Origin of the sequence: Streptomyces sp. NPDC006339 (genome assembly GCF_040612775.1) — a bacterium.
Lineage (GTDB): Bacteria > Actinomycetota > Actinomycetes > Streptomycetales > Streptomycetaceae > Streptomyces.
The window spans coordinates 70,118-94,062 of sequence record NZ_JBEXQW010000014.1 but is presented as its reverse complement, the minus strand read 5'-3'; the positions used below and the strand labels follow the sequence as shown (position 1 = coordinate 94,062).

At 72.2% G+C, this 23,945-nt stretch carries 20 protein-coding genes; 10 read left to right on the top strand and 10 right to left on the bottom strand.

The annotated features are described in order from the left end of the window. The first annotated feature begins 18 nt into the window (after positions 1–18). From ABZ135_RS13915 to ABZ135_RS13900, 4 genes are all read left to right on the top strand, one after another. Positions 19–960 (top strand): RluA family pseudouridine synthase, encoded by a 942-nt coding sequence (locus tag ABZ135_RS13915; protein WP_356695205.1) that lies wholly within the window; start codon positions 19–21, stop codon positions 958–960. Beyond that, positions 957–1,475: a GNAT family N-acetyltransferase gene (locus tag ABZ135_RS13910; RefSeq protein WP_356695203.1), complete on the top strand. Its 519-nt coding sequence runs from the start codon at positions 957–959 to the stop codon at positions 1,473–1,475. The genes ABZ135_RS13915 and ABZ135_RS13910 overlap by 4 nt, the downstream gene beginning before the upstream one ends. A 69-nt stretch (positions 1,476–1,544) precedes the next feature. Then, positions 1,545–3,131: a Na+/H+ antiporter gene (locus ABZ135_RS13905; protein ID WP_356695201.1), complete on the top strand. Its 1,587-nt coding sequence runs from the start codon at positions 1,545–1,547 to the stop codon at positions 3,129–3,131. Positions 3,132–3,169: 38 nt separating this feature from the next. Further along, positions 3,170–3,739 carry a dienelactone hydrolase family protein gene (locus ABZ135_RS13900; protein ID WP_356695199.1) on the top strand — a complete coding sequence of 190 codons (570 nt, stop codon included), beginning with the start codon at positions 3,170–3,172 and terminating at the stop codon, positions 3,737–3,739. Positions 3,740–3,822: 83 nt separating this feature from the next. Here ABZ135_RS13900 and ABZ135_RS13895 read toward each other — a convergent pair whose 3' ends face one another. Together ABZ135_RS13895 and ABZ135_RS13890 are read right to left on the bottom strand one after the other, a co-directional pair. Then, on the bottom strand, positions 3,823–4,803 hold the full coding sequence (locus ABZ135_RS13895) for a zinc metalloprotease (protein WP_356695197.1): 981 nt from the start codon (positions 4,801–4,803) through the stop codon (positions 3,823–3,825). A gap of 359 nt (positions 4,804–5,162) precedes the next feature. Further along, positions 5,163–6,812, bottom strand: a complete 1,650-nt coding sequence (locus ABZ135_RS13890) for an alkaline phosphatase D family protein (protein WP_356695195.1) — start codon at positions 6,810–6,812, stop codon at positions 5,163–5,165. A 160-nt stretch (positions 6,813–6,972) separates the two neighbouring features. On the opposite strand from ABZ135_RS13890, the gene ABZ135_RS13885 reads away from it, so the two are divergent. Beyond that, on the top strand, positions 6,973–8,565 hold the full coding sequence (locus ABZ135_RS13885; protein ID WP_356695193.1) for a PQQ-binding-like beta-propeller repeat protein: 1,593 nt from the start codon (positions 6,973–6,975) through the stop codon (positions 8,563–8,565). Between the two features lie 63 nt (positions 8,566–8,628). Here the strand turns inward: ABZ135_RS13885 and ABZ135_RS13880 are convergent, their stop codons facing one another. The 3 genes from ABZ135_RS13880 to ABZ135_RS13870 form a co-directional block, all read right to left on the bottom strand. After that, positions 8,629–9,444 (bottom strand): DsbA family protein, encoded by an 816-nt coding sequence (locus ABZ135_RS13880; RefSeq protein WP_356695192.1) that lies wholly within the window; start codon positions 9,442–9,444, stop codon positions 8,629–8,631. 75 nt (positions 9,445–9,519) lie between these two features. Beyond that, positions 9,520–10,260 (bottom strand): hypothetical protein, encoded by a 741-nt coding sequence (locus tag ABZ135_RS13875; protein ID WP_356695190.1) that lies wholly within the window; start codon positions 10,258–10,260, stop codon positions 9,520–9,522. 81 nt (positions 10,261–10,341) lie between these two features. After that, on the bottom strand, positions 10,342–11,667 hold the full coding sequence (locus ABZ135_RS13870) for a DUF2252 domain-containing protein (protein ID WP_356695188.1): 1,326 nt from the start codon (positions 11,665–11,667) through the stop codon (positions 10,342–10,344). A gap of 180 nt (positions 11,668–11,847) precedes the next feature. Between ABZ135_RS13870 and dnaE the strand changes: the two genes are divergently transcribed. After that, positions 11,848–15,387, top strand: coding sequence for a DNA polymerase III subunit alpha (dnaE, locus tag ABZ135_RS13865; RefSeq protein WP_356695186.1), 3,540 nt, complete (start codon positions 11,848–11,850; stop codon positions 15,385–15,387). Positions 15,388–15,476: 89 nt separating this feature from the next. On the opposite strand, the gene ABZ135_RS13860 is transcribed toward dnaE, so the two are convergent. Next, positions 15,477–15,647 (bottom strand): hypothetical protein, encoded by a 171-nt coding sequence (locus ABZ135_RS13860; protein WP_356695184.1) that lies wholly within the window; start codon positions 15,645–15,647, stop codon positions 15,477–15,479. Positions 15,648–15,897: 250 nt separating this feature from the next. Between ABZ135_RS13860 and ABZ135_RS13855 the strand changes: the two genes are divergently transcribed. The 4 genes from ABZ135_RS13855 to ABZ135_RS13840 all read left to right on the top strand — a co-directional run bounded on the left by ABZ135_RS13855 (position 15,898) and on the right by ABZ135_RS13840 (position 19,846). Further along, entirely contained in the window at positions 15,898–17,325 is a 1,428-nt protein-coding gene (locus ABZ135_RS13855; protein ID WP_356695182.1) for an NYN domain-containing protein, read from the top strand. A gap of 20 nt (positions 17,326–17,345) precedes the next feature. Continuing rightward, positions 17,346–18,317: an ABC transporter ATP-binding protein gene (locus ABZ135_RS13850; protein WP_356695337.1), complete on the top strand. Its 972-nt coding sequence runs from the start codon at positions 17,346–17,348 to the stop codon at positions 18,315–18,317. 133 nt (positions 18,318–18,450) lie between these two features. Continuing rightward, the gene (locus ABZ135_RS13845; protein ID WP_356695335.1) at positions 18,451–19,179 is read left to right on the top strand and encodes an ABC transporter permease; all 729 of its coding nucleotides are present in this window, start codon (positions 18,451–18,453) and stop codon (positions 19,177–19,179) included. Between the two features lie 34 nt (positions 19,180–19,213). Then, positions 19,214–19,846 carry a DUF2567 domain-containing protein gene (locus tag ABZ135_RS13840; RefSeq protein ID WP_356695180.1) on the top strand — a complete coding sequence of 211 codons (633 nt, stop codon included), beginning with the start codon at positions 19,214–19,216 and terminating at the stop codon, positions 19,844–19,846. A gap of 29 nt (positions 19,847–19,875) precedes the next feature. Here the strand turns inward: ABZ135_RS13840 and ybaK are convergent, their stop codons facing one another. From ybaK to ABZ135_RS13820, 4 genes are all read right to left on the bottom strand, one after another. Next, positions 19,876–20,373 carry a Cys-tRNA(Pro) deacylase gene (ybaK, locus tag ABZ135_RS13835; protein ID WP_356695178.1) on the bottom strand — a complete coding sequence of 166 codons (498 nt, stop codon included), beginning with the start codon at positions 20,371–20,373 and terminating at the stop codon, positions 19,876–19,878. 12 nt (positions 20,374–20,385) lie between these two features. Further along, complete coding sequence (locus ABZ135_RS13830; RefSeq protein ID WP_356695176.1) at positions 20,386–21,123, bottom strand: LON peptidase substrate-binding domain-containing protein; 738 nt, start codon at positions 21,121–21,123, stop codon at positions 20,386–20,388. An 11-nt stretch (positions 21,124–21,134) separates the two neighbouring features. Continuing rightward, positions 21,135–22,172, bottom strand: a complete 1,038-nt coding sequence (locus tag ABZ135_RS13825) for a hypothetical protein (RefSeq protein WP_356695174.1) — start codon at positions 22,170–22,172, stop codon at positions 21,135–21,137. 134 nt (positions 22,173–22,306) lie between these two features. After that, positions 22,307–23,908, bottom strand: a complete 1,602-nt coding sequence (locus ABZ135_RS13820; RefSeq protein ID WP_356695172.1) for an oxidoreductase — start codon at positions 23,906–23,908, stop codon at positions 22,307–22,309. Between the last annotated feature and the right edge of the window lie 37 nt (positions 23,909–23,945).

Sequence of the window (23,945 nt, the reverse complement as noted above, 5' to 3'; positions counted from 1 at the left end):
ACAAGGCATACTCGACGGGTGAGCACGAGTCCCGAGATCCGCACGCTGCCCGTTCCCGACGGCCTGGAGGGTGAGCGCGTCGACGCCGCCATCTCCCGCATGTTCGGTTTCTCCCGTACGAAGGCGGCCGAGCTGGCCGCCGCAGGCAAGGTCCTGGTCGACGGCGCCGTCGTCGGCAAGTCCGAGCGGGTCAGCGGTGGCGCGTGGCTCGAGGTCGAGATGCCCGGCGCCCCCGCGCCGGTGCAGGTCGTGGCCGAGCCCGTGGAGGGCATGGAGATCGTCCACGACGACGACGACATCGTCGTGATCATGAAGCCGATCGGGGTGGCCGCCCACCCCAGCCCCGGCTGGACCGGCACCACGGTGATCGGCGGCCTCGCCGCCGCCGGCTACCGGATCTCCACCTCCGGCGCCGCCGAGCGCCAGGGCATCGTGCACCGCCTCGACGTCGGCACGTCCGGCCTGATGGTGGTGGCGAAGTCGGAGTACGCCTACACGTCGCTGAAGCGCCAGTTCAAGGAGCGCACGGTCGACAAGCGCTACCACGCCCTGGTGCAGGGCCACCCGGACCCGCTGAGCGGCACCATCGACGCGCCCATCGGCCGGCACCCGAACCACGACTACAAGTGGGCCGTGACCGCCGAGGGCAAGCCGTCCGTGACCCACTACGACCTGATCGAGGCGTACCGGGCGGCCTCGCTGCTCGACATCAAGCTGGAGACGGGCCGCACCCACCAGATCCGGGTGCACATGTCCGCCCACCGCCACCCCTGTGTCGGCGACCTCACCTACGGCGCCGACCCGACCATGGCCAAGCGCCTCGGTCTGACCCGGCAGTGGCTGCACGCCGTGCGGCTCGGCTTCGAGCACCCCGGCGACGGCCAGTGGGTCGAGTTCTCCAGCACCTACCCGGCGGACCTGCAGACCGCCCTCGACCGGATCGCGTCGGAGAGCCGATGACCACGCTCGGTACGGACGCCGAGGCCGCCGGGTCCGCCGAGGCCGCCGGAACCGTGGCGTACGAGGTCCGCGAGGCGCTGGAGCCCGCCGACCGGGACGCCTGCTTCGCGGTGCGCCGCGCGGTCTTCGTCGAGGAGCAGGGCGTTCCCCAGGAGATCGAGTACGACACGTACGACACGACCGCCGTGCACGTGCTCGCGGTCCGCGCGGACGGCGTGCCGCTGGGCACCGGGCGGCTCCTGCACGGGGCGGACGCGGTCGGCAAGACCGGCGCCGACGCCTCGGTGGGCTCCCTCGGCCGGCTCGCGGTGACCCGGGCCGCCCGCGGCCTCGGCGTGGGCGCCGCCCTCGTGCGGGCCATCGAGGACGCGGCCCGCGAGCGCGGGCTCGCCGCCGTCGACCTGCACGCCCAGACGCAGGCCCTCGGCTTCTACGAGCGGCTCGGCTACGAGGCGTACGGCCCCGAGTTCCCGGACGCGGGCATGCCGCACCGCGCCATGCGAAGGGCCCTCTGACCCACCCCGTACCACGGACTCCACGGGGTCAACTGTGGTCAAAACGGACCTGCATGACAGGGTAGGACCGTGGATCAATTGGCCCTGTTGTTCTTGCTGCTGCTCGGCGCCGTGCTGACCGTTCCGCTCGGGGAGCGGCTCGGGCTGCCGGCGCCGGTCCTGATGACCCTCGTCGGGATGGTGCTGGCCTTCCTGCCGTTCGTGCCGAACGTCGACATCCCGCCCGAGTACATCCTCCCGCTGGTGCTGCCGCCGCTGCTCTACGCCTCCGTGCAGCGCACCTCGTGGCGGCAGTTCGCGGCGAACAGACGGCCCATCTTCCTGCTCGCGGTGGCCCTGGTCTTCGTCACCACGGCCGCCGTCGGCACGGTCGCGAACGCGCTGGTGCCGGGCATCCCGCTGGCCGCCGCGCTGGCCCTCGGCGCCCTGGTGGCGCCGCCCGACCCGGTCGCCGCGACCGCCGTGGCCGGCTCCCTCGGGCTGCCCCGGCGGCTCGTGTCGATCCTGGAGGGGGAGGGGCTGTTCAACGACGTCACCGCGATCGTGCTCTACCACGTGGCGATCAGCGCCGTGGTCAGCGGGGAGTTCTCCTGGCCGAAGGCGCTCGGGCAGCTCGTGCTGTCCGCCGTCGTGGCCGTCGTGGTCGGGCTCGTCCTCGGCTGGGTCACGAACAAGCTGATGGGCTTCGTCGGCGACGCCACCCTGCAGACCGGGCTCACCCTCCTCGTCCCGTTCGTCTCCTACGTCCTCGCCGAGGAACTGCACGGCTCCGGAGTCCTCGCGGTCCTCGTCACGGCCCTCTTCCTCGCCGAGTACGCGATCGACGCCGACGACGTGATGGGGCGGCTGGCCGGGCAGACGTTCTGGGAGATCGTCGACACCCTCGTGACCGGCATCGCCTTCGGGCTCATCGGCCTGGAGCTGATCCATGTCTTCGGCGTCGCCGACGACCGCGGCGGGGAGATGCTCGGCTGGGGCGCGGCCGTCGTCGGCGTGGTGGTCGGGGTCCGGCTCCTGTGGCTGCTGCCCGCGACCTGGCTGGCGAAGCGGCTGCACACCCGGCGCGACTACGCCGAGGAGATCCCGGTGAGCTGGCGGGAGACCGTCGTCATGTGGTGGTCGGGGATGCGCGGGGTGGCCTCGGTGGCGCTGGCGCTCGCGATCCCGCTGCGGACGGAGGACGGCTCGCCCTTCCCCGGCCGCGACGAGCTGATCTTCATCGCGTTCTGCGTGATCATCGCCACGCTGGTGGTGCAGGGACTCACCCTGCCCTGGCTGGTGCGCAGGCTGGGCGTGCAGGCCGACACGGACGCCGAGCGGGCCTTCGAGCGGGAGCTGGCGCTGCGCGCGGCGAAGGCGGCCAAGCACCGGCTGAAGGAGATCGAGGAGGTGGAGGAGCTGCCGGAGGAGGTGGCCGAGCGGCTCCAGCGCGGGGCCTTCGACATCGGGGCGAGGATCAGCCCGGACGTGCTGGACGAGGAGCGGCGGGCCGCGTTCGCGCAGCGCGTGGAGCGGGTGAAGGCGGTCCAGCGGATCCAGAAGGAGATGATGTCGGCGGCCCGGCACGCGGTGCTCGCGGCGCGCAGCGAGCCCGGGGCCGACCCGGAGGTGGTGGACCGGGTGCTGCGCCACTTGGATGTGCGCAGCATGCGCTGAGAGCGGTGGCGTTCCGGCCGGGTGGCAGGATGGGCCGCATGGACATCATGCTTTTCCACTCGGCGTACGGCCTGACCCCCGCGGTGGAGGCCGCGGCCGAGAAGCTGCGGGCCGCCGGGCACCAGGTGTGGACGCCGGACCTCTTCGACGGCCGGACGGTCACGACGGTCGAGGAGGGCATGGCGCTGCGGGACGGGATCGGCAAGGACGAGCTGCTGCGGCGGGCGGTCATGGCCGCGGCGCCGTACTCCGAGCGCGGACTGGTCTACATGGGCTTCTCGTTCGGCGCCTCGGTGGCGCAGACCCTGGCGCTGGGCGACGAGAAGGCGCGGGGGCTGCTGCTGATCCACGGCACCTCGGACATCGCGGAGTCGGCCTCGGTGGACGACCTGCCGGTGCAACTGCACGTGGCCGAGCCCGATCCGTTCGAGACGGACGAGTGGCTGTCCTCCTGGTACCTCCAGATGCGCAAGGCCGGTGCGGACGTGGAGGTCTACCGCTACCGGGGCGCCGGGCACCTGTACACCGATCCGGAGCTGCCGGACTGGGACGCGGAGGCGGCCGAGCGGACCTGGGCGGTGGCGCTCGCCTTCCTCGACAGCCTGTAGGGCGCCGGCCGGGCCGCGGACGCACAGGGGTGTGGCCCCCGGGGGATTCCCCGGGGGCCACACCTGTGGTGTCCGGACGTGCGTCAGGCGCGGTACGCGGTCCAGTGCTCGTTCATGCGGGTCACCTGGCCCGTGGTGAACTGGTACATGCAGGCGTCGTACGTGTAGTCCATGAAGTTGTGGATCGGGTCCGCACCGGTCTTGGAGGCGCAGGAGTCACGGCCGGTCGGGCACTCGTAGGCCGGGCTCTTCTCGGCCGGGGTGTCGGTGACGTAGTCGCCGTTGCCGTTGCAGCCGCCCTGGAAGGTGTGGTAGAGGCCCATCCAGTGGCCGACCTCGTGGGTGGCGGTGTCGCCCTGGTTGTAGTTGGCCGCCGAGCCGCCGGGCAGGGAGGCGTCGAGCAGGACCACGCCGTCCATGGTCGGGTTGGACTGGTACGAGGACGGGAAGGTCGCCCAGCCGAGCAGGCCGCCGCTGAGGTTGGCGGTGTAGATGTTCAGCGCGTTGGCGCCGCCCTGGCGGAGGGTCTGCTTCATCTGCTTCTCGGCGGTGGAGCCGGAGGCCAGGTTGTACCAGGTGGGGTTGTCCGTGTAGGTGGTGCCGGCCAGGCTGAACTGGAAGCCCGAGTTCACGTTGCCGGTGCCCTGGCCGCCGAAGGCGGAGTTGAGGACGGCCATCTGGTTGTTGATGTCCGTGGCGGACAGCTTGCCCGTCGTCCCGCTGTGGATGACGTGGAAGTAGACGGGGATGGTGGCCGCGGTGGTGCCGGCGGCGGCCGTGGCGCGGCCCGAGACGCGGGCTTCGGCCAGTCTCTTCTTCAGGTCCTCGTCCATGGCCTTGGCCTGGGTGGCGGTGACCTCGTTGGGCTCCGCCTTGGTGGCGCCGCCCTTGGCCTTGCGGGCGCCGGAGAGGGCCTCGTGGTCGTGGTCGTGGGCGTCGTGGCTGTCCACGCACTCCTCGGCGGCGGCGAGGGTGGTGGTCGACGGGGCCGCGACCGGGGCGGAGAGCGGGGCCAGGGCCAGGGTTCCGGCCATGACGGCGGTGCCGAGCAGACGACGTGTCATACGCGGCGATATACGGACAAGAGCACGCACGGGTGACTCCTCGCGGGGGGTTGTGGAGAGGTACTTCCTCGCCACCGCGGGGACATTACGCGTCCATGTCAGGCTCCGTTGAGGATCGATCAAGCCCAATCATCCGTCGGGCAAAACGGTGCATCGGGAAGAAAAACTTGCGCAGGTTCCGGAGTTTGAGACATGCACGTAACAGAAGAAGCGACGAAGGCGGGCGGTGTGTCCGGATTCGATGCCCCGAACTCACCACCCGCCGTAGCCGTGTGATCTTCTGTTAACAGAAGAGATCATGGCTGAAAATCGTCGTACGGATGACCGAGAGGTGTCCGATGACCGTGCGACGGTGTCCGTCAGTGGACCGGCTGGTACACCCGCTCGACACGCTGCGTTCCGCTGAGCGTGCGATAGGAGCGCGCCCAGGCCGCCGTCGCGAACCGGTCCGCCCGGTCCGAGACCGTGTAGTAGTCCATCTGCGAGCGCTCCGCGGTCACGTCGAGCACGCCGTAGCCGTGGTGGTCCATGTCCACCCACTTCACGTGCCGGTTGGCGGCCTTGATCGCCCCCGCCGCCACCACCGAGACCGTGCCCGGCGCCACGTGCAGCAGGTCGTCCAGGTTGTCCGAGGTCACCGAGGTCACCACGAACTCCGTCGCCGCCGAGGCCGACACCGGATACGTCGACGCCTTCACCGGCACGTCGTTGGCCCAGGCCATGTGGATGTCACCGGTCAGGAACACGGTGTTCCGGATGCCCCGCTCCGTCAGGTGCCGCAGCAGCTCCTTGCGGTCGTCCGTGTAGCCGTCCCACTGGTCGACGTTGATGGCGATGCCCTCCCGGGGCAGCCCCAGGAGCTCGGCCAGCGGGCCGAGGAGGTCCGCCGGGAGCGCGCCGAACGCCACCGGCGAGATCATCACCGAGGTGCCGACCAACTGCCAGGTCGCGTCCGAGGCGGCCAGGCCCGACTTCAGCCAGTCCAGTTGCGCCCGCCCGGTGAGGGTGCGTTCCGGGTCGTCCACCGCGCCGCTGCCCACCCCCGACTGCTGGGAGCGGAAGGAGCGCAGGTCGAGTAGATGCAGATCGGCCAGCCGGCCGAAACGCAGCCGCCGGTAGACCGTGCCCTCGGTCGAGGTGCGCACCGGCATCCACTCGAAGTACGCCTGCTTGGCCGCCGCCACCCGGTCCGCCCAGGCGCCCTCGGCACCCGGCGTGTGGTTCTCGGCCCCGCCCGACCAGGCGTCGTTGGCGATCTCGTGGTCGTCCCAGATCGCGACGACCGGATGGGCCGCGTGCAGCGCCTGGAGGTCGGCGTCCGTCTTGTACGTCGCGTGCCGCAGGCGGTAGTCGGCCAGCGAGACGGTCTCGTGGGCCGGCTGGTGCCGCCGGACGGTGTACTTCGCGTCCGGGTAGGAGCCGGTCCCGTACTCGTAGACGTAGTCGCCGAGATGCAGCACCGCGTCCAGGTCCGTGCGGGCGGCCAGGTGGCGGTAGGCGGAGAAGTAGCCCGCCTCCCAGTTGGCGCAGGACACCACGCCGAAGCGGACGCCGGGCGCGGCGGTGTCGGCGGCGGGCGCGGTGCGGGTGCGGCCCTCGGCGGAGACGGTCCCGCCCGCGGTGAACCGGAACCAGTAGGACGTGGCCGGGCGCAGGCCCCGGACGTCCACCTTCACGGTGTGGTCCGAGGCCGCGGTGGCGACGGCGGTGCCGCTCGCCACGGTCCGGGTGAAGGAGCGGTCCTCGGCCAGCTCCCAGCCGACCTCGGCGTCGGGGCCCAGACCGGAACCGGGCAGGGCGTCGGGGGTGGGGGTGACGCGCGTCCACAGCAGGACGCCGTCGGGAAGCGGGTCGCCCGAGGCGACGCCGTGGAGGAACTGCGGGGCCCCGGTGTCCGCGAGCGCGGTCGGGGCGGTGGCCACCAGAGCCGGGGTCACGACGGCCGTCACGGCGGCGGCCTTCACGACGGTACGGCGACTGGGGGCGGATATGAGCTTACGACTGGTCACGGGCCGTCAGATTACCCACTGGTATGACGAACGGGCAGAGGAGTGCGCAAAGTTCGCCAACTCTTCCCGGCGGGTTTCGGACAGGCCGCCATGGCGGAGCCGTCCTGGTTAATGTGACTGTCCACCAGATCCTTCATCGGCAGCGGGGGGAGCACATCCGATGACCCATCAGCCCTGGTACGACCACGATCCGCGGCAGGGGCCGGTGCCCGGCAATCCGTACGCCTCCGGGCAACCAGGCCCCGGCATCGGCCCCGTGCCCGGCCCGGGCTTCGACCCCGGCTTCGGTGCCGCCCCCGGCCCCGGCCCCGATGCGCAGCCACCCCGTCGGCGGCGCCCGGGCCCCGTCCCGCTGCTCGCCGCCGTACTCGCCCTGCTGCTCGTCGCGGCCGGCGGCGCGTACCTCCTGAAGGAGCGTGCGGCGGACCAGCGCCGTACCGACGCCAAGCCCGGCCCGTCGGCCACCGCGAGCCCCGGCGAGGCCCGCCCGTCACGGACCACCGCCCCGGTCCCGCAGGCGGAGCGGATCCCGACCGCCGCGGAGCTCGCGGCGGCCCGGAAGCCGGGGGAGGCGGCGGCCTGGATCGCCCAGGACCCGGCCGACCTGCCCCGGGGCAGCACCCTCGCCCACAACTTCTGGGTCGTCGGCGACACCGTCGTCCAGGCGGTCTACAAGAAGGTCACCGCCTACCGCCTCACCGACGGCGCCGAGGTGTGGAGCATCCCCCTGCCCCACCCGGTCTGCGAGGTCCCCGTCGACACCACCGCCGACGGACGCGTCGTCGTCGTCCACCGCAATCGCGACTCCGAGCGGGGCAGCCGCTGCGACCAGATGCGGATGATCGATCTGCGCACCGGCCGCCAGGGCTGGCACAAGGAACTCGTCCAGACCGGCAGCATGGACAGCACGATCATCGTCCACGCCGCGATCAGCGGGGACACGGTCGCGGTCGTGCAGGGCATGAAGGCCGCCGCCTACCGGATGGGCGACGGCACCAAGCTCTACGACATCCTCAAGGAGGATCCGGGCGGCTGTTATCCGGACGACGTGGCCGGCGGCCGGCGGCTGCTCGTGATCGACATCTGCGCCCTCGGCGCCGCCGAGAAGGGATACGGCCGCGTGCGGTCGCTCGACCCCGCCTCCGGCCGGGTCCTGTGGCGCCACGACACCCCGCGCGGCCGGAAGATCGACAAGGTGCTCTCGACCGAACCCGTCGTGATCACCACCCTCGACAAGGTGGTGTTCGCCGACGACTGGCGGGTGGTCGCCCTCCACCCCGACGGCCGGGTGCGCGGCACCGTCGACCCCCGGGGGAAGGGCTTCAAGCACTGCGCCGACGCGGGCGACGCGGGCGAGGGGGTGCAGAACTGCCCCGGCGCCGTGGTCGGCCCCGACACCGTCTTCCTCGGCACCGAGGGCAAGCTCGGCGCGTACGACCTCACCACCGGCAAGCTCCGCTGGGGCGTCCAGGAGAACACCGGGCGCCGCCTGCACCCGGTGCTCGCCGCCGGACCCGCGGTCGTCGTCTACGAGGGGGCGACCCCGAGCCGGCCCGGACAGCTCCGGCGGATCGGTCCCGGAGCGGAGAAGGCGGTCCTCCTGCTCCAGCACCCGGCGGCGGCGCGGAAGCAGGAGTACGACACCTTCGCCGGGACCCTGGCCTACGTGAAGGGCCGGTTCCTCGTCGCCCCCTCGACGGTGAGCGGCGACGACGACCGGCCCTCCCCGCGGCTGCTGTCCTTCGCCCCCTGACCCGGGCCGGTCCCCGGTCGGTCCCCGATCGGTCCCCGGTCGGTCCCCGGGGGCCGTTCCCGGTCAGCCCTTCAGGGCCTTCGTCAGGGCCGTGTTGAACTCGTCCACCGTCAGCGGCGGGTTGTCGCTGCCCTCGGCGGTCAGCTTCTTCCCGTCCATCTTCAGGGTCGGCGTCGCCCCGACCCCGCTCGCGTCGAATGCCTTCGACATCTTCATCGCCCAGGCGTCGAAGGTGCCGCTCTCGACGTCCTTCCGGAACTCCGCGTTGCCCTTCAGGGCCGGGACCGAGTCCGCCACCTCCAGGAGGTAGGAGTCCTTGGCGAACTTGTCCTGGCTCTCCTCCGGGTGGAACTTCGTCGAGTACAGCGCCGCCTTGTACTTCAGGAAGGCATCGGGGCTCACGTTCAGCGCGGCGCCCAGCGCGGAGAGGGCGTTCTTCGAGCCCTCTCCCTGGTCGGCGTTGTCGATGAAGGTCGCGCCCACGTACTTGATCTTGTACTTGCCGTCGGTGACGTCCTTGTCGACCGTGGCGCCCACGTTCTGCTCGAAGGTCGCGCACACCGGGCAGCGCGAGTCCTCGTAGATCTCCAGGGTCTTCTTGGCCTCGGGCTTGCCGATGACGACGGTGGTGCCGTTCTCGCCCTCGGTGTTCTTCGGGGCCGTGACGTTCTTCGCGTCCGCCGCCGTCTCCCACGCGGACGGCTTGTTGGCCTGGACGACGGCGTAGCCGACGCCGCCGGCGACGGCCAGGACGCCGACCGCCGTCGCGGCGACGACCAACTGGCGGCGGACCTTCTCCTTCTTGGCCTGCCGCTCCCGCTCGATGCGCAGCCGCTCGCGGGCTGCCGCCTTGTTGGCCTGGCTGTTGCGCTTGCTCATGGTCGTGCTCTCCGTGACTGAGGAGGAAGGAAGAAAGGGGACTGCCGTCCGGCCCGGCCCGCGGCGGGTGCCGGCTCAGACCAGGGCGGGGGCGAGGGCGCGTGCGGGCGTCGTGGCCGGAGCCGGACGCCACGGGCTCGCACCCCACGGCGGTCCCCGCCGTCCCACACAGTGCACGAGCAGCCGGGTACGCGACCGGCGCGGCCGGTCGGCGACGCGTCCGGCACCCCGGGGCGCGGTGCCCGAGACGCGGACGAGGGCCGCCACGAGCAGCAGCGGCAGGAACGCGCAGGCGACCGCCGCCCGCAGCAACCGGGCCAGCGCCCGCTCCCCGCCGCGCAGCCACGCGGCCGCCGAGAGCCCGACCGCCACATGCGCGGCGAGCAGCAGCCAGGGCACGGCCGGATCGGGCGAGGTCAGCAGGGAGGACGCGGTGCCGCTCCCGGCGGCCGCCACGCCCGGCAGGGGAGCGCCCACGGCACCGCCGCACAGCGCGTCCACGTCCAGGCCCACCGAGCGCAGCGAACCGGCGACCGGTCCGCCGGCGGGCCCGTAACAGGCCACCTGCCCGCTGGTGAAGAACGTGTCGGCGGCCAGCTCCAGCGGCACGAGCAGCCCGGCGATCGGGCCGAAGCCGCGCTCACGGCCGGCCAGCGCGTACGCCGCGGCGAAGACGGCCGCCGCGACCGGGACGACCGTCGCGAGCGGCAGCGGCACGCCGGAGAGCAGGACGTGCGAGGCCACGGACAGCGTCACGACCAGTGCCGTGAAGAACGCCGCCCGGAGGGCTCTCAGCTTGATTCCTGCCATGTCCATCGCCGTGGAAGTGTGCCATGCCCGGCCGTAAGACGTCCCTAAGGGCGAGCTGTGAGGCACCCCGGGCGCCTCACAGGCACCTCAGAGTCCCGGGATCCGGCCGTTGCGGAAGAGGTCCACGAAGATCTGGTGGTCGGCACGCGCGCGTGCGCCGTACGCGTGCGCGAAGTCCACCAGGAGCTCGGCGAAGCCCTGCTCGTCGGCCGCGATCGCCGCGTCGATGGCCCGCTCCGTGGAGAACGGCACCAGCGAGTGGCCGCTCGAGTCGTCCGCCGCCGCGTGCATCGTCGCCGTCGCCCGGCCCAGGTCGGCGACCGTGGCCGCGATGTCCTGCGGGTCGTCGATGTCCGACCAGTCCAGGTCCACCGCGTACGGCGAGACCTCCGCGACGAGCTGCCCCGCGCCGTCCAGCTCCGTCCAGCCCAGCCACGGGTCGGCGTGCGCCTGGAGCGCCCGCTGCGAGATCACCGTGCGGTGCCCCTCGTGGTGGAAGTAGCCGCGCACCGCCGCGTCCGTCACATGGCGGGAGACCGCCGGAGTCTGCGCCTGCTTCAGATAGATGACGACATCGTTCTCCAGGGCGTCGCTGTTGCCCTCCAGAAGGATGTTGTACGAGGGCAGGCCGGCCGAGCCTATGCCGATGCCGCGCCGCCCCACGACGTCCTTGACCCGGTACGAGTCCGGGCGGGCCAGGCTCGACTCCGGCAGCGTCTCCAGGTAGCCGTCGAAGGCGGCGAGCACCTTGTAGCGGGCGGCCGCGTCCAGCTCGATCGCGCCGCCGCCCGCCGTGAAGCGGCGCTCGTAGTCGCGGATCTCCGTCATCGACGCGAGCAGCCCGAAGCGGGTCAGCGAGCGGGCCTGGCGCAGCGCGCCGAGCAGCGCGCCCTCGGCCGTGTCCAGCGTGAACGGCGGAAGCTCGTCGTTCTTCGCCCCGGTCGCCAGGGCGTGGATCCGCTCCCGGTAGGAGGCGGCGTAGATCCGGACCAGGTGGGTGATCTGCTCGTCGCTGAGCGCCTTGGCGTAGCCGATCAGCGCCAGGGAGGCGGACAGCCGCTTGAGGTCCCAGGTGAAGGGGCCGACGTACGCCTCGTCGAAGTCGTTGACGTTGAAGATCAGCCGGCCGGTGGCGTCCATGTACGTGCCGAAGTTCTCGGCGTGCAGATCGCCGTGGATCCACACCCGTCCGGTCCGCTCGTCCAGATACGGCCCGCCGTGGGCCTCGTGCTCCAGGTCCTTGTAGAACAGACAGGCCGTGCCCCGGTAGAAGGCGAAGGCGGAGCCGGCCATCTTGCGGAACTTGACCTTGAAGGCCGCCGGGTCGGCGGCGAGCAGCTCGCCGAAGGCGGTGTCGAAGACGGCGAGGATCTGCTCACCGCGCTCGGCGGCGGTGGGCTGGGGGACCGACATCGAAGAAGCCTCCTGGTGCGGGACGCGTGCGGGCGTGGCTCAAAATAGGTGCATGACAAATGGGACAGGTGTTCCCTGTCTCCCAACGCGCGACCGTACCGCTCCGTGCCCGGTCCCTGTCGGCCGAGCGACGTAGACTTCCACGCTGTCCCCCCAGGAATCCGTTCGGAGGCATCCCCCGTGACCAAGCCGCCCTTCACGCACCTCCACGTCCACACCCAGTACTCCCTGCTGGACGGTGCCGCGCGGCTCAAGGACATGTTCAACGCGTGCAACGAGATGGGCATGACCCATATCGCCATGTCCGACCACGGCAACCTCCACGGCGCCTACGACTTCTTCCACTCCGCCAAGAAGGCCGGCGTGACGCCGATCATCGGCATCGAGGCATATGTCGCCCCGGAGTCCCGCCGTACCAAGCGGAAGATCCAGTGGGGCCAGCCGCACCAGAAGAAGGACGACGTCTCCGGCTCGGGTGGTTACACCCACAAGACGATCTGGGCGGCGAACGCGACCGGTCTGCACAACCTCTTCCGGCTCTCCTCCGACGCGTACAAGGAGGGCTGGCTCCAGAAGTGGCCCCGGATGGACAAGGAGACCATCTCCCAGTGGTCCGAGGGCCTGATCGCCTCCACCGGCTGCCCCTCCGGCGAGCTCCAGACCCGGCTGCGCCTCGGCCAGTTCGACGAGGCCCTGAAGTCCGCCTCCGAGTACCAGGACATCTTCGGCAAGGACCGCTACTTCCTGGAGCTGATGGACCACGGCATCGAGATCGAGCGCCGGGTCCGCGACGGGCTCCTGGAGATCGGCAAGAAGCTCGGCATCCCGCCGCTGGTCACCAACGACTCGCACTACACCTACGCGCACGAGGCCACCGCCCACGACGCCCTGCTGTGCATCCAGACCGGCAAGAACCTCTCGGACCCCGACCGCTTCAAGTTCGACGGCACCGGCTACTACCTGAAGTCCACGGAGGAGATGTACGCCATCGACTCCTCGGACGCCTGGCAGGAGGGCTGCCGCAACACCCTCCTGGTCGCCGAGCAGGTCAGCACCGACGGCATGTTCGAGGCCAAGAACCTCATGCCGAAGTTCGACATCCCCGAGGGCTACACCGAGGTGAGCTGGTTCCGCGAGGAGACCATGCGGGGCATGCACCGCCGCTTCCCGGACGGCATCCCCGACGACCGCATGAAGCAGGTCGAGTACGAGATGGACACCATCATCTCGATGGGCTTCCCCGGCTACTTCCTCGTCGTCGCCGACTTCATCATGTGGGCGAAGAAGCAGGGCATCGCCGTGGGCCCCGGCCGAGGCTCCGCGGCCGGCTCCATCGTCGCGTACGCCCTCGGCATCACCGACCTCGACCCGATCCCGCACGGCCTGATCTTCGAGCGCTTCCTCAACCCCGAGCGCATCTCCATGCCCGATGTCGACATCGACTTCGACGAGCGCCGGCGCGTCGAGGTGATCCGGTACGTGACCGAGAAGTACGGCGCCGACAAGGTCGCCATGATCGGCACGTACGGCAAGATCAAGGCCAAGAACGCGATCAAGGACTCCGCCCGCGTCCTCGGCTACCCGTACGCCATGGGCGACCGGATCACCAAGGCCATGCCCGCCGACGTCCTCGGCAAGGGCATCGACCTCGACGGCATCACCAACCCCTCCCACCCGCGCTACAGCGAGGCGGGCGAGGTCCGGGCGATGTACGAGAACGAGCCGGACGTCAAGAAGGTCATCGACACCGCCAAGGGCGTCGAGGGCCTGGTCCGCCAGATGGGCGTCCACGCCGCCGGCGTGATCATGTCCAGCGAGACCATCACCGAGCACGTCCCCGTCTGGGTGAGGCACACCGACGGCGTCACCATCACCCAGTGGGACTACCCGAGCTGCGAGTCGCTCGGCCTGCTCAAGATGGACTTCCTCGGCCTGCGCAACCTGACGATCATGGACGACGCCGTCAAGATGGTGAAGTCCAACAAGGGGATCGACATCGATCTCCTCGCCCTCCCGCTCGACGACCCCACGACCTTCGAACTGCTCCAGCGCGGCGACACCCTCGGCGTGTTCCAGTTCGACGGCGGCCCCATGCGCTCCCTGCTCCGGCTGATGAAGCCGGACAACTTCGAAGACATCTCCGCCGTGTCCGCGCTCTACCGCCCGGGCCCGATGGGCATGAACTCGCACACGAACTACGCGCTGCGCAAGAACGGCCAGCAGGAGATCACCCCGATCCACCCCGAGCTGGAGGAGCCGCTCAAGGAGGTCCTGGACGTCACCTACGGCCTGATCGTCTACCAGGAGCAGGTGCAGAAGGCCGCCCAGATCATCGCCGGCTACTCGCTCGGCGAGGCCGACATCCTCCGCCGCGTCATGGGCAAGAAGAAGCCCGACGAGCTGGCCAAGAACTTCACCATCTTCCAGGCCGGAGCCAAGAAGAACGGCTACAGCGACGAGGCCATCAAGGCGCTCTGGGACGTCCTGGTCCCCTTCGCCGGCTACGCCTTCAACAAGGCCCACTCCGCCGCGTACGGCCTCGTCTCCTACTGGACCGCCTACCTCAAGGCCAACCACCCCGCCGAGTACATGGCGGCGCTGCTCACCTCGGTCAAGGACGACAAGGACAAGTCCGCCGTCTACCTGAACGAGTGCCGCCGCATGGGCATCAAGGTGCTCCCGCCCAACGTCAACGAGTCCGAGGCGAACTTCGCCGCCCAGGGCGACGACGTGATCCTCTTCGGCCTCACCGCCGTCCGCAACGTCGGCTCCAACGTCGTCGAGTCGATCATCAAGACCCGCAAGAGCAAGGGGAAGTACAGCTCCTTCCCCGACTTCCTCGACAAGGTCGAGGCGGTCGTCTGCAACAAGCGGACCGTCGAGTCGCTGATCAAGGCCGGCGCCTTCGACACCATGGGCCACACCCGCAAGGGCCTCGTCGCCCAGCACGAGCCCATGATCGACACCGTGGTCGCCGTCAAGCGCAAGGAGGCCGAGGGACAGTTCGACCTCTTCGGCGGCATGGGCGACGAGGACAGCAGCGAGCCGGGCTTCGGCCTCGACGTGGAGTTCTCCGACGTCGAGTGGGAGAAGTCCTACCTCCTCGCCCAGGAGCGCGAGATGCTCGGCCTCTACGTCTCCGACCACCCGCTCTTCGGCCTCGAACACGTCCTGTCCGACAAGACCGACGCCGGCATCTCCCAGCTCACCGGCGGCGAGCACGCCGACGGCGCCGTCGTCACCATCGGCGGCATCATCTCCGGCCTCCAGCGGAAGATGACCAAGCAGGGCAACGCCTGGGCCATCGCCACCGTCGAGGACCTGGCCGGCTCCATCGAGTGCATGTTCTTCCCGGCCACGTACCAGCTCGTGTCCACCCAGCTCGTCGAGGACGCCGTCGTCTTCGTCAAGGGCCGCCTCGACAAGCGCGAGGACGTCCCCCGGCTCGTCGCCATGGAGCTGATGGTCCCGGACCTGTCCAACGCGGGGACCAACGCGCCGGTCGTCCTCACCATCCCCACGGTCAAGGTGACCCCGCCGATGATCAGCCGGCTCGGCGAGATCCTCCAGCACCACAAGGGCAACACCGAGGTCCGCATCAAGCTCCAGGGCCCGCGCTCGACCACCGTGCTGCGGCTCGACCGGCACCGCGTCCAGCCCGACCCGGCCCTCTTCGGCGACCTCAAGGTCCTCCTCGGACCCTCCTGCCTGGCCGGCTGACCCGGCCGGCGGCCTCCATCCGCCGCACGCGCCGCACGCGCTAGGGGCGCGCCCGTCGTCACGGGCGCGCCCCTGTTGCCGTGGGTGCGTCAGTTGTGGCCGAAGCGCTTCTGACGGCCCTTCCGTGCCATGTCGCCCGGGGTCACCTGGGTGGCGCGCTGCTCGGCCTGGGACTCCATCGCGGTCGACCGGGCGCTCTGCTCGCCGCGCTCGGCCGCCGAGGCGCGCTGACTGCGGTCCTGCTTACGGTTCTTGGCCATGGTGATGATGCCTCCTCGTGGGGATCTGGGGGCCAGGGCCGCTGTCAGACTCACACACCACCGGAAGCGCCGCATTTTGGATCATTACGGACGGTGAGGGCCGCCCCCGCGTGAGATCCGCCACGCCGATGATCCAGTTCCGGACCTCAAGCACACGCGGGTCGGGCAGACTCGGGGGAACCCGGAGCACTTCCGATCCCGAGGTTCCCGAAGAGGTTCCCGAAAGAGCCGACGAGGTTCCCGAAAGAGGGTGGAACACGTGGACCGATGCGTCGTCCTGGTGGACGCCGGCTATCTGCTGGGCGCCGCCGCCAGCCTCCTCGCCGGGGAGCCGGCCCGCTCCCGGATCACGGTCGACCACGCCGCGCTCATCCAGCAGCTCCGCGAACGCGCCGAGGCCGACACCCAGCAGCCCCTCCTGCGGATCTACTGGTTCGACGGCGCCCCCGACCGGGTGCCCCAGCCCGAACACCGCCGCCTGCGGGTGATGCCCCGGGTCACCGTCCGGCTCGGCGCCCTCACCCGCAGCGAGGGACGCTGGGCCCAGAAGGGCGTCGACGCCGCCATGCACACCGAACTCACCGAACTGGCCAGAAACCGCGCCTGCTCCGACATCGTCCTCGTCACCGGCGACGGCGACCTGCTGCCCGGCCTCATGTCCGCCAAGGAACACGGCGTCGCCGTCCACCTGTGGGCCGTCCAGGCCGCCGACGGCGACTACAACCAGTCCGAGGACCTCGTCGCCGAGGCCGACGAACGCCGCGTCCTCGACCGCACCTGGATCACCCGGGCCGTCCGCGCCAAGGACCTCACCGGCCTGTGCGCCCCGCCGCCCGCGCCCCGCCCCGAGATCGCCGCGATCCTCTCCGCGCCCCTGCCCGAATCCGCGCTCGCCGCCTCCGCCGAGCGCGCCGCCGCGGCCGCCGCCCACAACAGCGCCCACAACGGCGGCCACGACCGCTCCGCCCACGGCCCCCACCGGGAGCCCGCCGCGCCCCACGGCCAGGGCCGGGCGACCGCCCCCCGCGCGGGCGAAGGGGCCGACGGCGCGACCGTCCCCGCACCGGGACACGCACCCGGCCACGGCCCCGGTGACGGAGCCGGTCAGGGGAGCGGCACCGGCGACGGAACCGGACATGGACACGGACACGGACACGGGCGAAACGTGCCCACCCCCAAGGACCTCGCCGCCCTCCGCGGCCCCGCCGCCCCCGCCGGCCAGCCGCACCCCGCCGGCGCCACCCTGCGCTGGTCCTCCGACAAGGGCTGGATCGACCGCCCCCCGGCCGCCCTCGGGGAACCCGCCGAGACCGCCTCCCTGCCCACCCTCGCCCAGCTCACCAGCGCCGAACAGCGCTGGGCCGACCGCGAGGAGGACATCACCACCGTCGGCGGCGACCCCTACGAGGTCGGCCAGGTCTTCGCCCGCCGCTGGCTCGACCGGCTCCCCGAGCCCGGCCACGTCCCCAAGCTCGCCACCATGTACCCCCGCATCCCCCACCGCATCGACGGCGAGCTCCTGCGCTACGCCGCCCGCTTCGGCCTGCTCGCCCACAAGGACGACCAGATCGACGAGCACGACCGCTACGCGATCCGCGCCGGATTCTGGCGCGAGATCGACGTCCACGCCGCCGTCCAACACGCCCCCGCGCCCGAGGAGAGCCGGGGCACCCCGTAGGCTCCTCCCTTGTGAGTACGGTGTGCGCGGTGCGGGACCTGGTGAAGACGTACCCCGCCACACGCGGCAGACGCGGAGCGCCCGCGACCCCCGAGGTCCGGGCCACCGACGGGATCAGCCTCGATGTGGGCGGCGGCGAGATCTTCGGCCTGCTCGGCCCCAACGGCGCCGGCAAGTCCACCCTCGTCCGCCAGCTCACCGGACTCATGCGGCCCGACTCCGGCACCGTCCACCTCCTCGGCCACGACATCGTGCGCCACCCCGAACGCGCCTCCCGGCTGCTCGCCTACCTCGGGCAGGAGTCCACCGCCCTCGACGAGCTGACCGTCGCCCTCGCCGCCGAGACCACCGGCCGGCTGCGCGGCCTCGGCGCCCGTGAGGCCCGCGCCGCCCGCGACGCCGTCCTCGACGAGCTCGGCCTCACCGACCTCGCCGCCCGCCCGCTGAAGAAGCTCTCCGGCGGCCAGCGGCGGCTCGCCTGCGTCGCCGCCGCCCTCGTCGGCGAACGGCCCCTCCTCGTCCTCGACGAACCCACCACCGGCATGGACCCCCTCGCCCGCCGGGCCGTCTGGGCCGCCGTCGACCGGCGCCGCGCCGAGCACGGCACCACCGTGCTGCTCGTCACCCACAACGTCATCGAGGCCGAGACCGTCCTCGACCGGGTCGCCGTCCTCGACCGCGGCCGGGTCATCGCCTGCGACACCCCCGCGGGACTCAAGGAACGCGTCGCCGGAGACGTACGGGTCGAGCTCGTCTGGCGCGAACGCGCCCCCCTCGACGTCCCCGAGGTCGCCGCCCTGCGCACCTCCGCCCAGGAGTCCGGCCGCCGCTGGGTGCTGAGGCTCGCCCCCGACGAGGCGCGGGCCGCCGTCGCGGCCGTGACCGGAGGCGCGGCGTTCGCGGCCCTCGACGACTTCACCCTGGCGACACCGAGCCTGGAGGACGTGTACCTGGCGCTCGGCGGCGACACCCGGGGACTGGTGAAGGCGTGATCCACAGGTCGAACGTCAGGAGCTGGACGAGTTGAGCACCCTGCCCGCCGAGGCCCCGGGGGCCGCGGTCGCCGGCGAGCCGGTCCGGGACCGGGCCGCGGAAGGCGCCGCGCCCCTCGCCCCGCGCGCCCGGCTGCTGCCCGCGCTCGCCGCGGTCTACCGCGCCCAGCTCTCCCGCGCCCGGGTGTCCCGCATCCCGCTGCTCTTCGTCGCGACCTTCCAGTCCGTCGGGATCATGGTCCTGATGCGGGGCGTCGTCGACGGCGGCGCGGAGGCGCGGGCCGTCGTCGCCGGCTCCGCCGTCCTCGTCGTCGCCTTCGTCGCCCTCAACCTGCTCGCCCAGTACTTCGGGCAGTTGCGGGCCGGCGGCGGCCTCGACCACTACGCCACCCTGCCGGTGCCGCCGGCGGCCGTGGTCCTGGGAGCGGCCGGGGCGTACGCCTCCTTCACCGTGCCGGGCACCGTGATCACCGCGGTCATCGGCTCGGTGCTCTTCGGACTGCCGCTCGGACACCTGTGGATCCTGGCGGCCGTCGTGCCGCTGTCCGGCGCGGCGCTCGCCGGGCTCGGCGCGGCGCTCGGCCTGCTGGCGCCGCGTCAGGAGCTCGCCACCCTCCTCGGCCAGCTCGGCATGTCGGCGGCGCTGCTGCTCGGCGTGCTCCCCGCCGAACGGCTGCCCGCCCCGATCGGCTGGGCCCGGGACCTGCTGCCCTCCACCTACGGGGTCGAGGCCCTGGCCCGTACCTTCGACCCCCATCCGGACTGGGCGGCGGTCTGCGTCGACCTCGCGGTGTGCGGGGCGGTCGGGGTGGTGTCGCTGGCGGTGGCGACATGGGCGTACCGAAGGGCGGCGGTCCGCTGAGGCGGCACACAGCCGCACCTGGCACGATGGCGTGGTGACCGCACCTCTGACTCCGCCGCACCAGCCACCGCCGCACGACTCCGCCTGGCCCGCGCCCGATCCGGCGCTGCCCGCACCGGACGGCGCCCCCAGCACGGCCACCGAACTGCGGCAGGCCGCCGTCGTGACCGTCGTGTCGGCGGTGGCCGGAGCCCTGCTGGGACTGCTGTGGATGTGGCTCGCGCCGAGGGTCGTGCTCGTCTCCGACGGCAAGGCGGTCTTCCTGCGCGACGGCGAGGGCGAGGCGGCCATCGGCATGGACGGAACGTTTGTCCTGCTCGGTCTCGGCTTCGGGGCGCTGGCCGCGGCCCTGGTCTTCCTGATCCACCGCCACGGCGGCATCGCCCTCGTCATCGGACTCGCGGTGGGCGGCGTGCTCGGCTCGCTGCTGGGCTGGGGCGTCGGCGCCTGGCTCGGCCCGGAACGCGATGTCGTCGCCCACGCCAAGGCGGTCGGGCCCGACGTCCTCTTCGAGGCGCCGCTGGACCTGAACATGGCGGCCGCGGCGGTGCTGGCCTGGCCGGTCGCCGCGATGATCGTGCACCTCGCCCTGACGGCCGTCTTCGGCCCGCGCGACCCGGAGCCCGAGGACGGGCCCTGGCCGCCGATGCCGAGCCCGCAGATCTGACCCCGGGCCCGCTCCCGTGCTTCTTCGGCCTAGCCCCGGCCGATCGGGGCCACCACCGCGTCCGTGAGGGCCGCCAGGTCCTGGGGAGCCAGCTCGACCTCCAGGCCCCGGCGGCCGGCCGAGATGCAGATCGTCGGGTGCGTGGCGGCCGAGGAGTCCAGGACCGTGCGCAGGCGCTTGCGCTGGCCCAGCGGCGAGATGCCGCCGCGGACGTAGCCGGTGGTCCGTTCCGCCGCGACGGGGTCGGCCATCGCCGCCTTCTTGCCGCCGACCGCCGCGGCCAGGGCCTTGAGGTCGAGCTGGCCCGCGACCGGGACCACCGCCACGGTCAGCTCGCCGTCCACGTCCGCCACCAGCGTCTTGAACACCCGGTCGGGGGAGACGCCGAGCGCCTCGGCCGCCTCCTCGCCGTAGGAGGGGGTCGACGGGTCGTGGTCGTAGGAGTGCAGCGTGTAGGGCGTGCCGGCGGTGGTCAGGGCGACGGTCGCCGGGGTGCCGCCGGTGGGCTTCTTCTGCTTCTTCGCCACGGTTTCCTCGGGTCAGTTCGGACTGGTCGGGGCGCGGGTCAGGTCCACGGCCGGCAGGGACGGCAGATGCCGGATGACCGCCGTCTCGGAGCGCAGCAGGGTCAGTTCCTCGCGCAGCCGCGTCGCCGTGTCCGGTGCCTGGAGCAGCCGCTGCTTGGACGGGGTGTCGAGCACCGCCGCCGCGGCGACCAGGTACGAGACGACCGAGGGGTCGTCCGGCAGTTCGCTGGTGGTCAGGGAGCGCTCCCGGGCGCCCGCGAGGCGCTTCTGGTACGCGCGGAAGGCGCGCAGCACGCCCTCGGCGAGGGTGCCCGCCTCGTCGCCCTGCTCCTCCGGGATCTCCTCGACCTCGGCGGTGAGGAAGGGGCCGCTCGCGTCGACGGAGAGCAGCTTCACCCGGGTGGTGCCGGTGGCCATCACCTCGAAGCCGCCGTTCGCGCGCTCCCGGATCGACGCGGCGTCGGCCACGCAGCCGACCCGGTGGAATGCCTGGATCGGGTCCGGTCCGAAGCCGGCCGCCGGGCCCTTCTCCGGCAGGGCCGTCTGGTCCGGCAGGCCCGGGGCCGTCGGGGCGACCTCACGGCCGTCGCGGATCGCCACGACGGCGAAGCGCCGCGGCTCGGACTCGTCCGTCGCGAGCAGCGCCCGCATCATGGCGCGATAACGCTCCTCGAAGACGTTCAGGGGCAGCACGAGGCCCGGGAACAGCACCGTGTTGAGCGGGAAGAGAGGCAGACGGGCGGTGGTCACAGCCGCCAAGCCTAATGGCCGTGGGGCCGGCTCCCGTCGCCGGTTCCGGACCCGTCGCGCAGCCGGGTGCGGCGGGCCACCTCCCGTACGGCACCGGCGCGGGCGTCGAGGAAGGCGCGCAGCGGGTCCTCGGCCACCAGCGTCCACGGGAACGTGGTCGCCTGCGGTCCGATCCGCGCGAACTCGGCGAGGGCGTCGTGCCAGCGGCCCCGCTCCACCAGGACGTGGACCAGCAGATTGCGCACCTCCGCCGGCCACAGGTCGCCGGCCGGGTACTCGGCCGACAGCGCGAGCGCCCGGTCCGCCGCCGCGTCGATCCGGTCGCCGCCCACCGCCTGACCGGGCGCGGGCCCGGCCAGCAGTTGCGAGAAGGCCGCCCGCACCGGCAGCGCCTGGACGAGCGAGCCCGGCAGCGCGTCCTCCGCGGCCTGCTCGGCGAAGTCGAAGCACTCGCGGTGCGAGCCGTACCACTGCGCCGACAGGTATTTGAGGGCGGCGACATGGCTGCCGTAATGGTTCGGGGCGCGCCGCACGGCCTGCTCCCACAGCGCCTCGAAGGCGGTGTGCCCCGCGTGCGTGCCGCGCGCCTGGTCCAGGGCGAGCCGCCACGGCACCGGGTCGCGCGGCGCCGCCTCGGCCGCGGCCTCGATCAGCGGCCCGAGGTCGCGCAGCCGCTCGGCCCTGGCCGGCGACTCCCACGCCCTGCGGACCGCCAACTGCGCCTTCACGAGCAGGGCGTCCGGGTCGTGCGGCGTCACCGCGAGCCAGTGGCCCAGCCAGTCGTCCCTGCGGTACGCGAAGGCGCTCAGCCGGGTCACATAGCGGTCCCGGTCCTCCCACTCGGCGGCGTCCCGGGTGGTGGCGAGCAGCTTGGCGGTCGGCTCCGGGTCACCGAGCGCGGCGGCGACCAGGGCCGGCGCCAGCCGCTCGTCCGGCGCGTCGAGCAGCACGTCGTCGTCCGGCGGGAGCCCTGCGGAGAGCCGCGGGCTGTGCCGGACCATACGGGCGGTGCCGATCAGGGCGCGGAGCAGTGACATCGTGCGAAACATTCAAAACCGCAGGTGAGGGCGGCGCCAGTGGAGGGCTGTGAAGCTTTGGTGGCGGCCGGAAGGTTGTGCTGACGGGGGTCAAGACAGCGTAAAGAAAGGGGTGAGACGGTGCCGAACGCGACCCCCGTCCCGCGTCACCCGCGTCTGAGCAGACGCGAAGCCCCGGCCGCCACCGTCGTGGCCAGGACCCAGCCCAAAAGGATCAGCGCGGTCGACGCCCACTGCCAGAAGCCCTGGAGCCGCCAGTGCCCGACCTGCCCGAGGTCGATCACCGGAAGCAGCAGATCGAGCGCGTACAGCGTCGCGTTCCACTCCGGGGTCTCGCCCGGTTTCAGCGGCTCCGGCGCGCTGTGGGAGAACGCCACCGCGCCCGCCGCCCACAGGATCGCCATCCACAGGGCCGCCCGGCCCGGCCGGTAGCCGTACGCCACGGCCAGGTCCTGGACGTAGCCCCACAGCTTCCCGGCCAGCGGCAGCGTCTCCCGGCGCCGCCGCTGCTTGGCGAGCAGCACCTCGCGCGCGTCGGCGTCCTCCCCGCTGCTGCGCAGCACCGCGGCCAGCCGCTCGTACGGCTCCGGCGCGTACTCCGGGGTGGCCGCCGCCACCCACTCCAGGCGCCGGGCCAGCGGGAAGTGCCCGTAGGGCACGAGGGTCTCGTAGATGAAGCCGTTCATCGCGAGCCCGCCCGGGCCCGGCCAGCTCGTGGACAGGTCGATCAGCGTCACCACCTTCGCCCCGTTGAGCACCACCCGGCCCTCCTCGGGGCGCTCCCCGTTGAACCGCAGCTCCGGGGTCACGATCCGGCGCAGCGACACCTCCTCGCGGCGCGAGCCGTCCAGCAGGAACCGGGCGTACTGCAGGTCCACCGAGTCACCGAAGCGGCCGTCGTCAAGCCGCACCCCGCCGTGGCACTCGACCGGCTTGCGCCGGGCGCCCTGGGACGGCGTCACCCCGTACGGCGGGGTGGCCGTCGTGTTCCCCGACGTCTCGTACACCCACGCCGCGTTCAGATAGAGGGTGCGCTCCACGGTGAGCTGCGGCGCGTTCAGCGCGCGGCGCTGCTGGGCGCCGCGGAGCACGCTGCCGCGCAGGCTGAGCGACACACCGACCTTCGCCCCGCGCAGGCTCACCTCCCCGTACGTCTCGATCAGCTCGGCCTGGAGGTCCTGGGCGACCGACAGGCCGTCCGCCGTGATCGCCCGGCCGCGCCGGTCGGGCCACACCTGGATCTGGTTGATCAGCAGATCCGTGCCTATCTGGGCGTCGGTGAGCCGGATGCCCCGCTCGACCCGGCAGCGCGGCAGGTGGAGGTCGCCCTCCGTGTGCAGCCGGGCCGCCTCCAGACGGGGGATGAGGCACTCGACCATCCGCAGCGTGCCGAAGCGGGCCTCCGGCAGCGCCACCTCGCCGTCGAAGCGGCAGCCGTTCAGCTCCACATACGGCCCTATCGTGCCGCCCGCCAGGTTGAGCACCCCCGTGATCCGCGCCCCGCGCAGCTTCAGCGCCGCGACGCGCCCGGCCCGCGCCGGCGGCCCGTCGAGCAGCAGCAGGGCCACGATCTCGGCCCGCACGCTGCGCTCGGGGCCCCACGGCGTGCCCACCGCGAACGGATCGTCCCGCTCCGCCACCCCCTCCCGCAGATCGCAGCCGTCGCCCACCTGAAACGCCGTCCACATCTCCCGCTCGGGCCCGGTCAGGCCCTCCGGCATCCCGTCGTCCTCGCGCGGCTCGGTCACTGCCGCCCCCTCGCTTTCCACGACTCCGTTTCCCGGA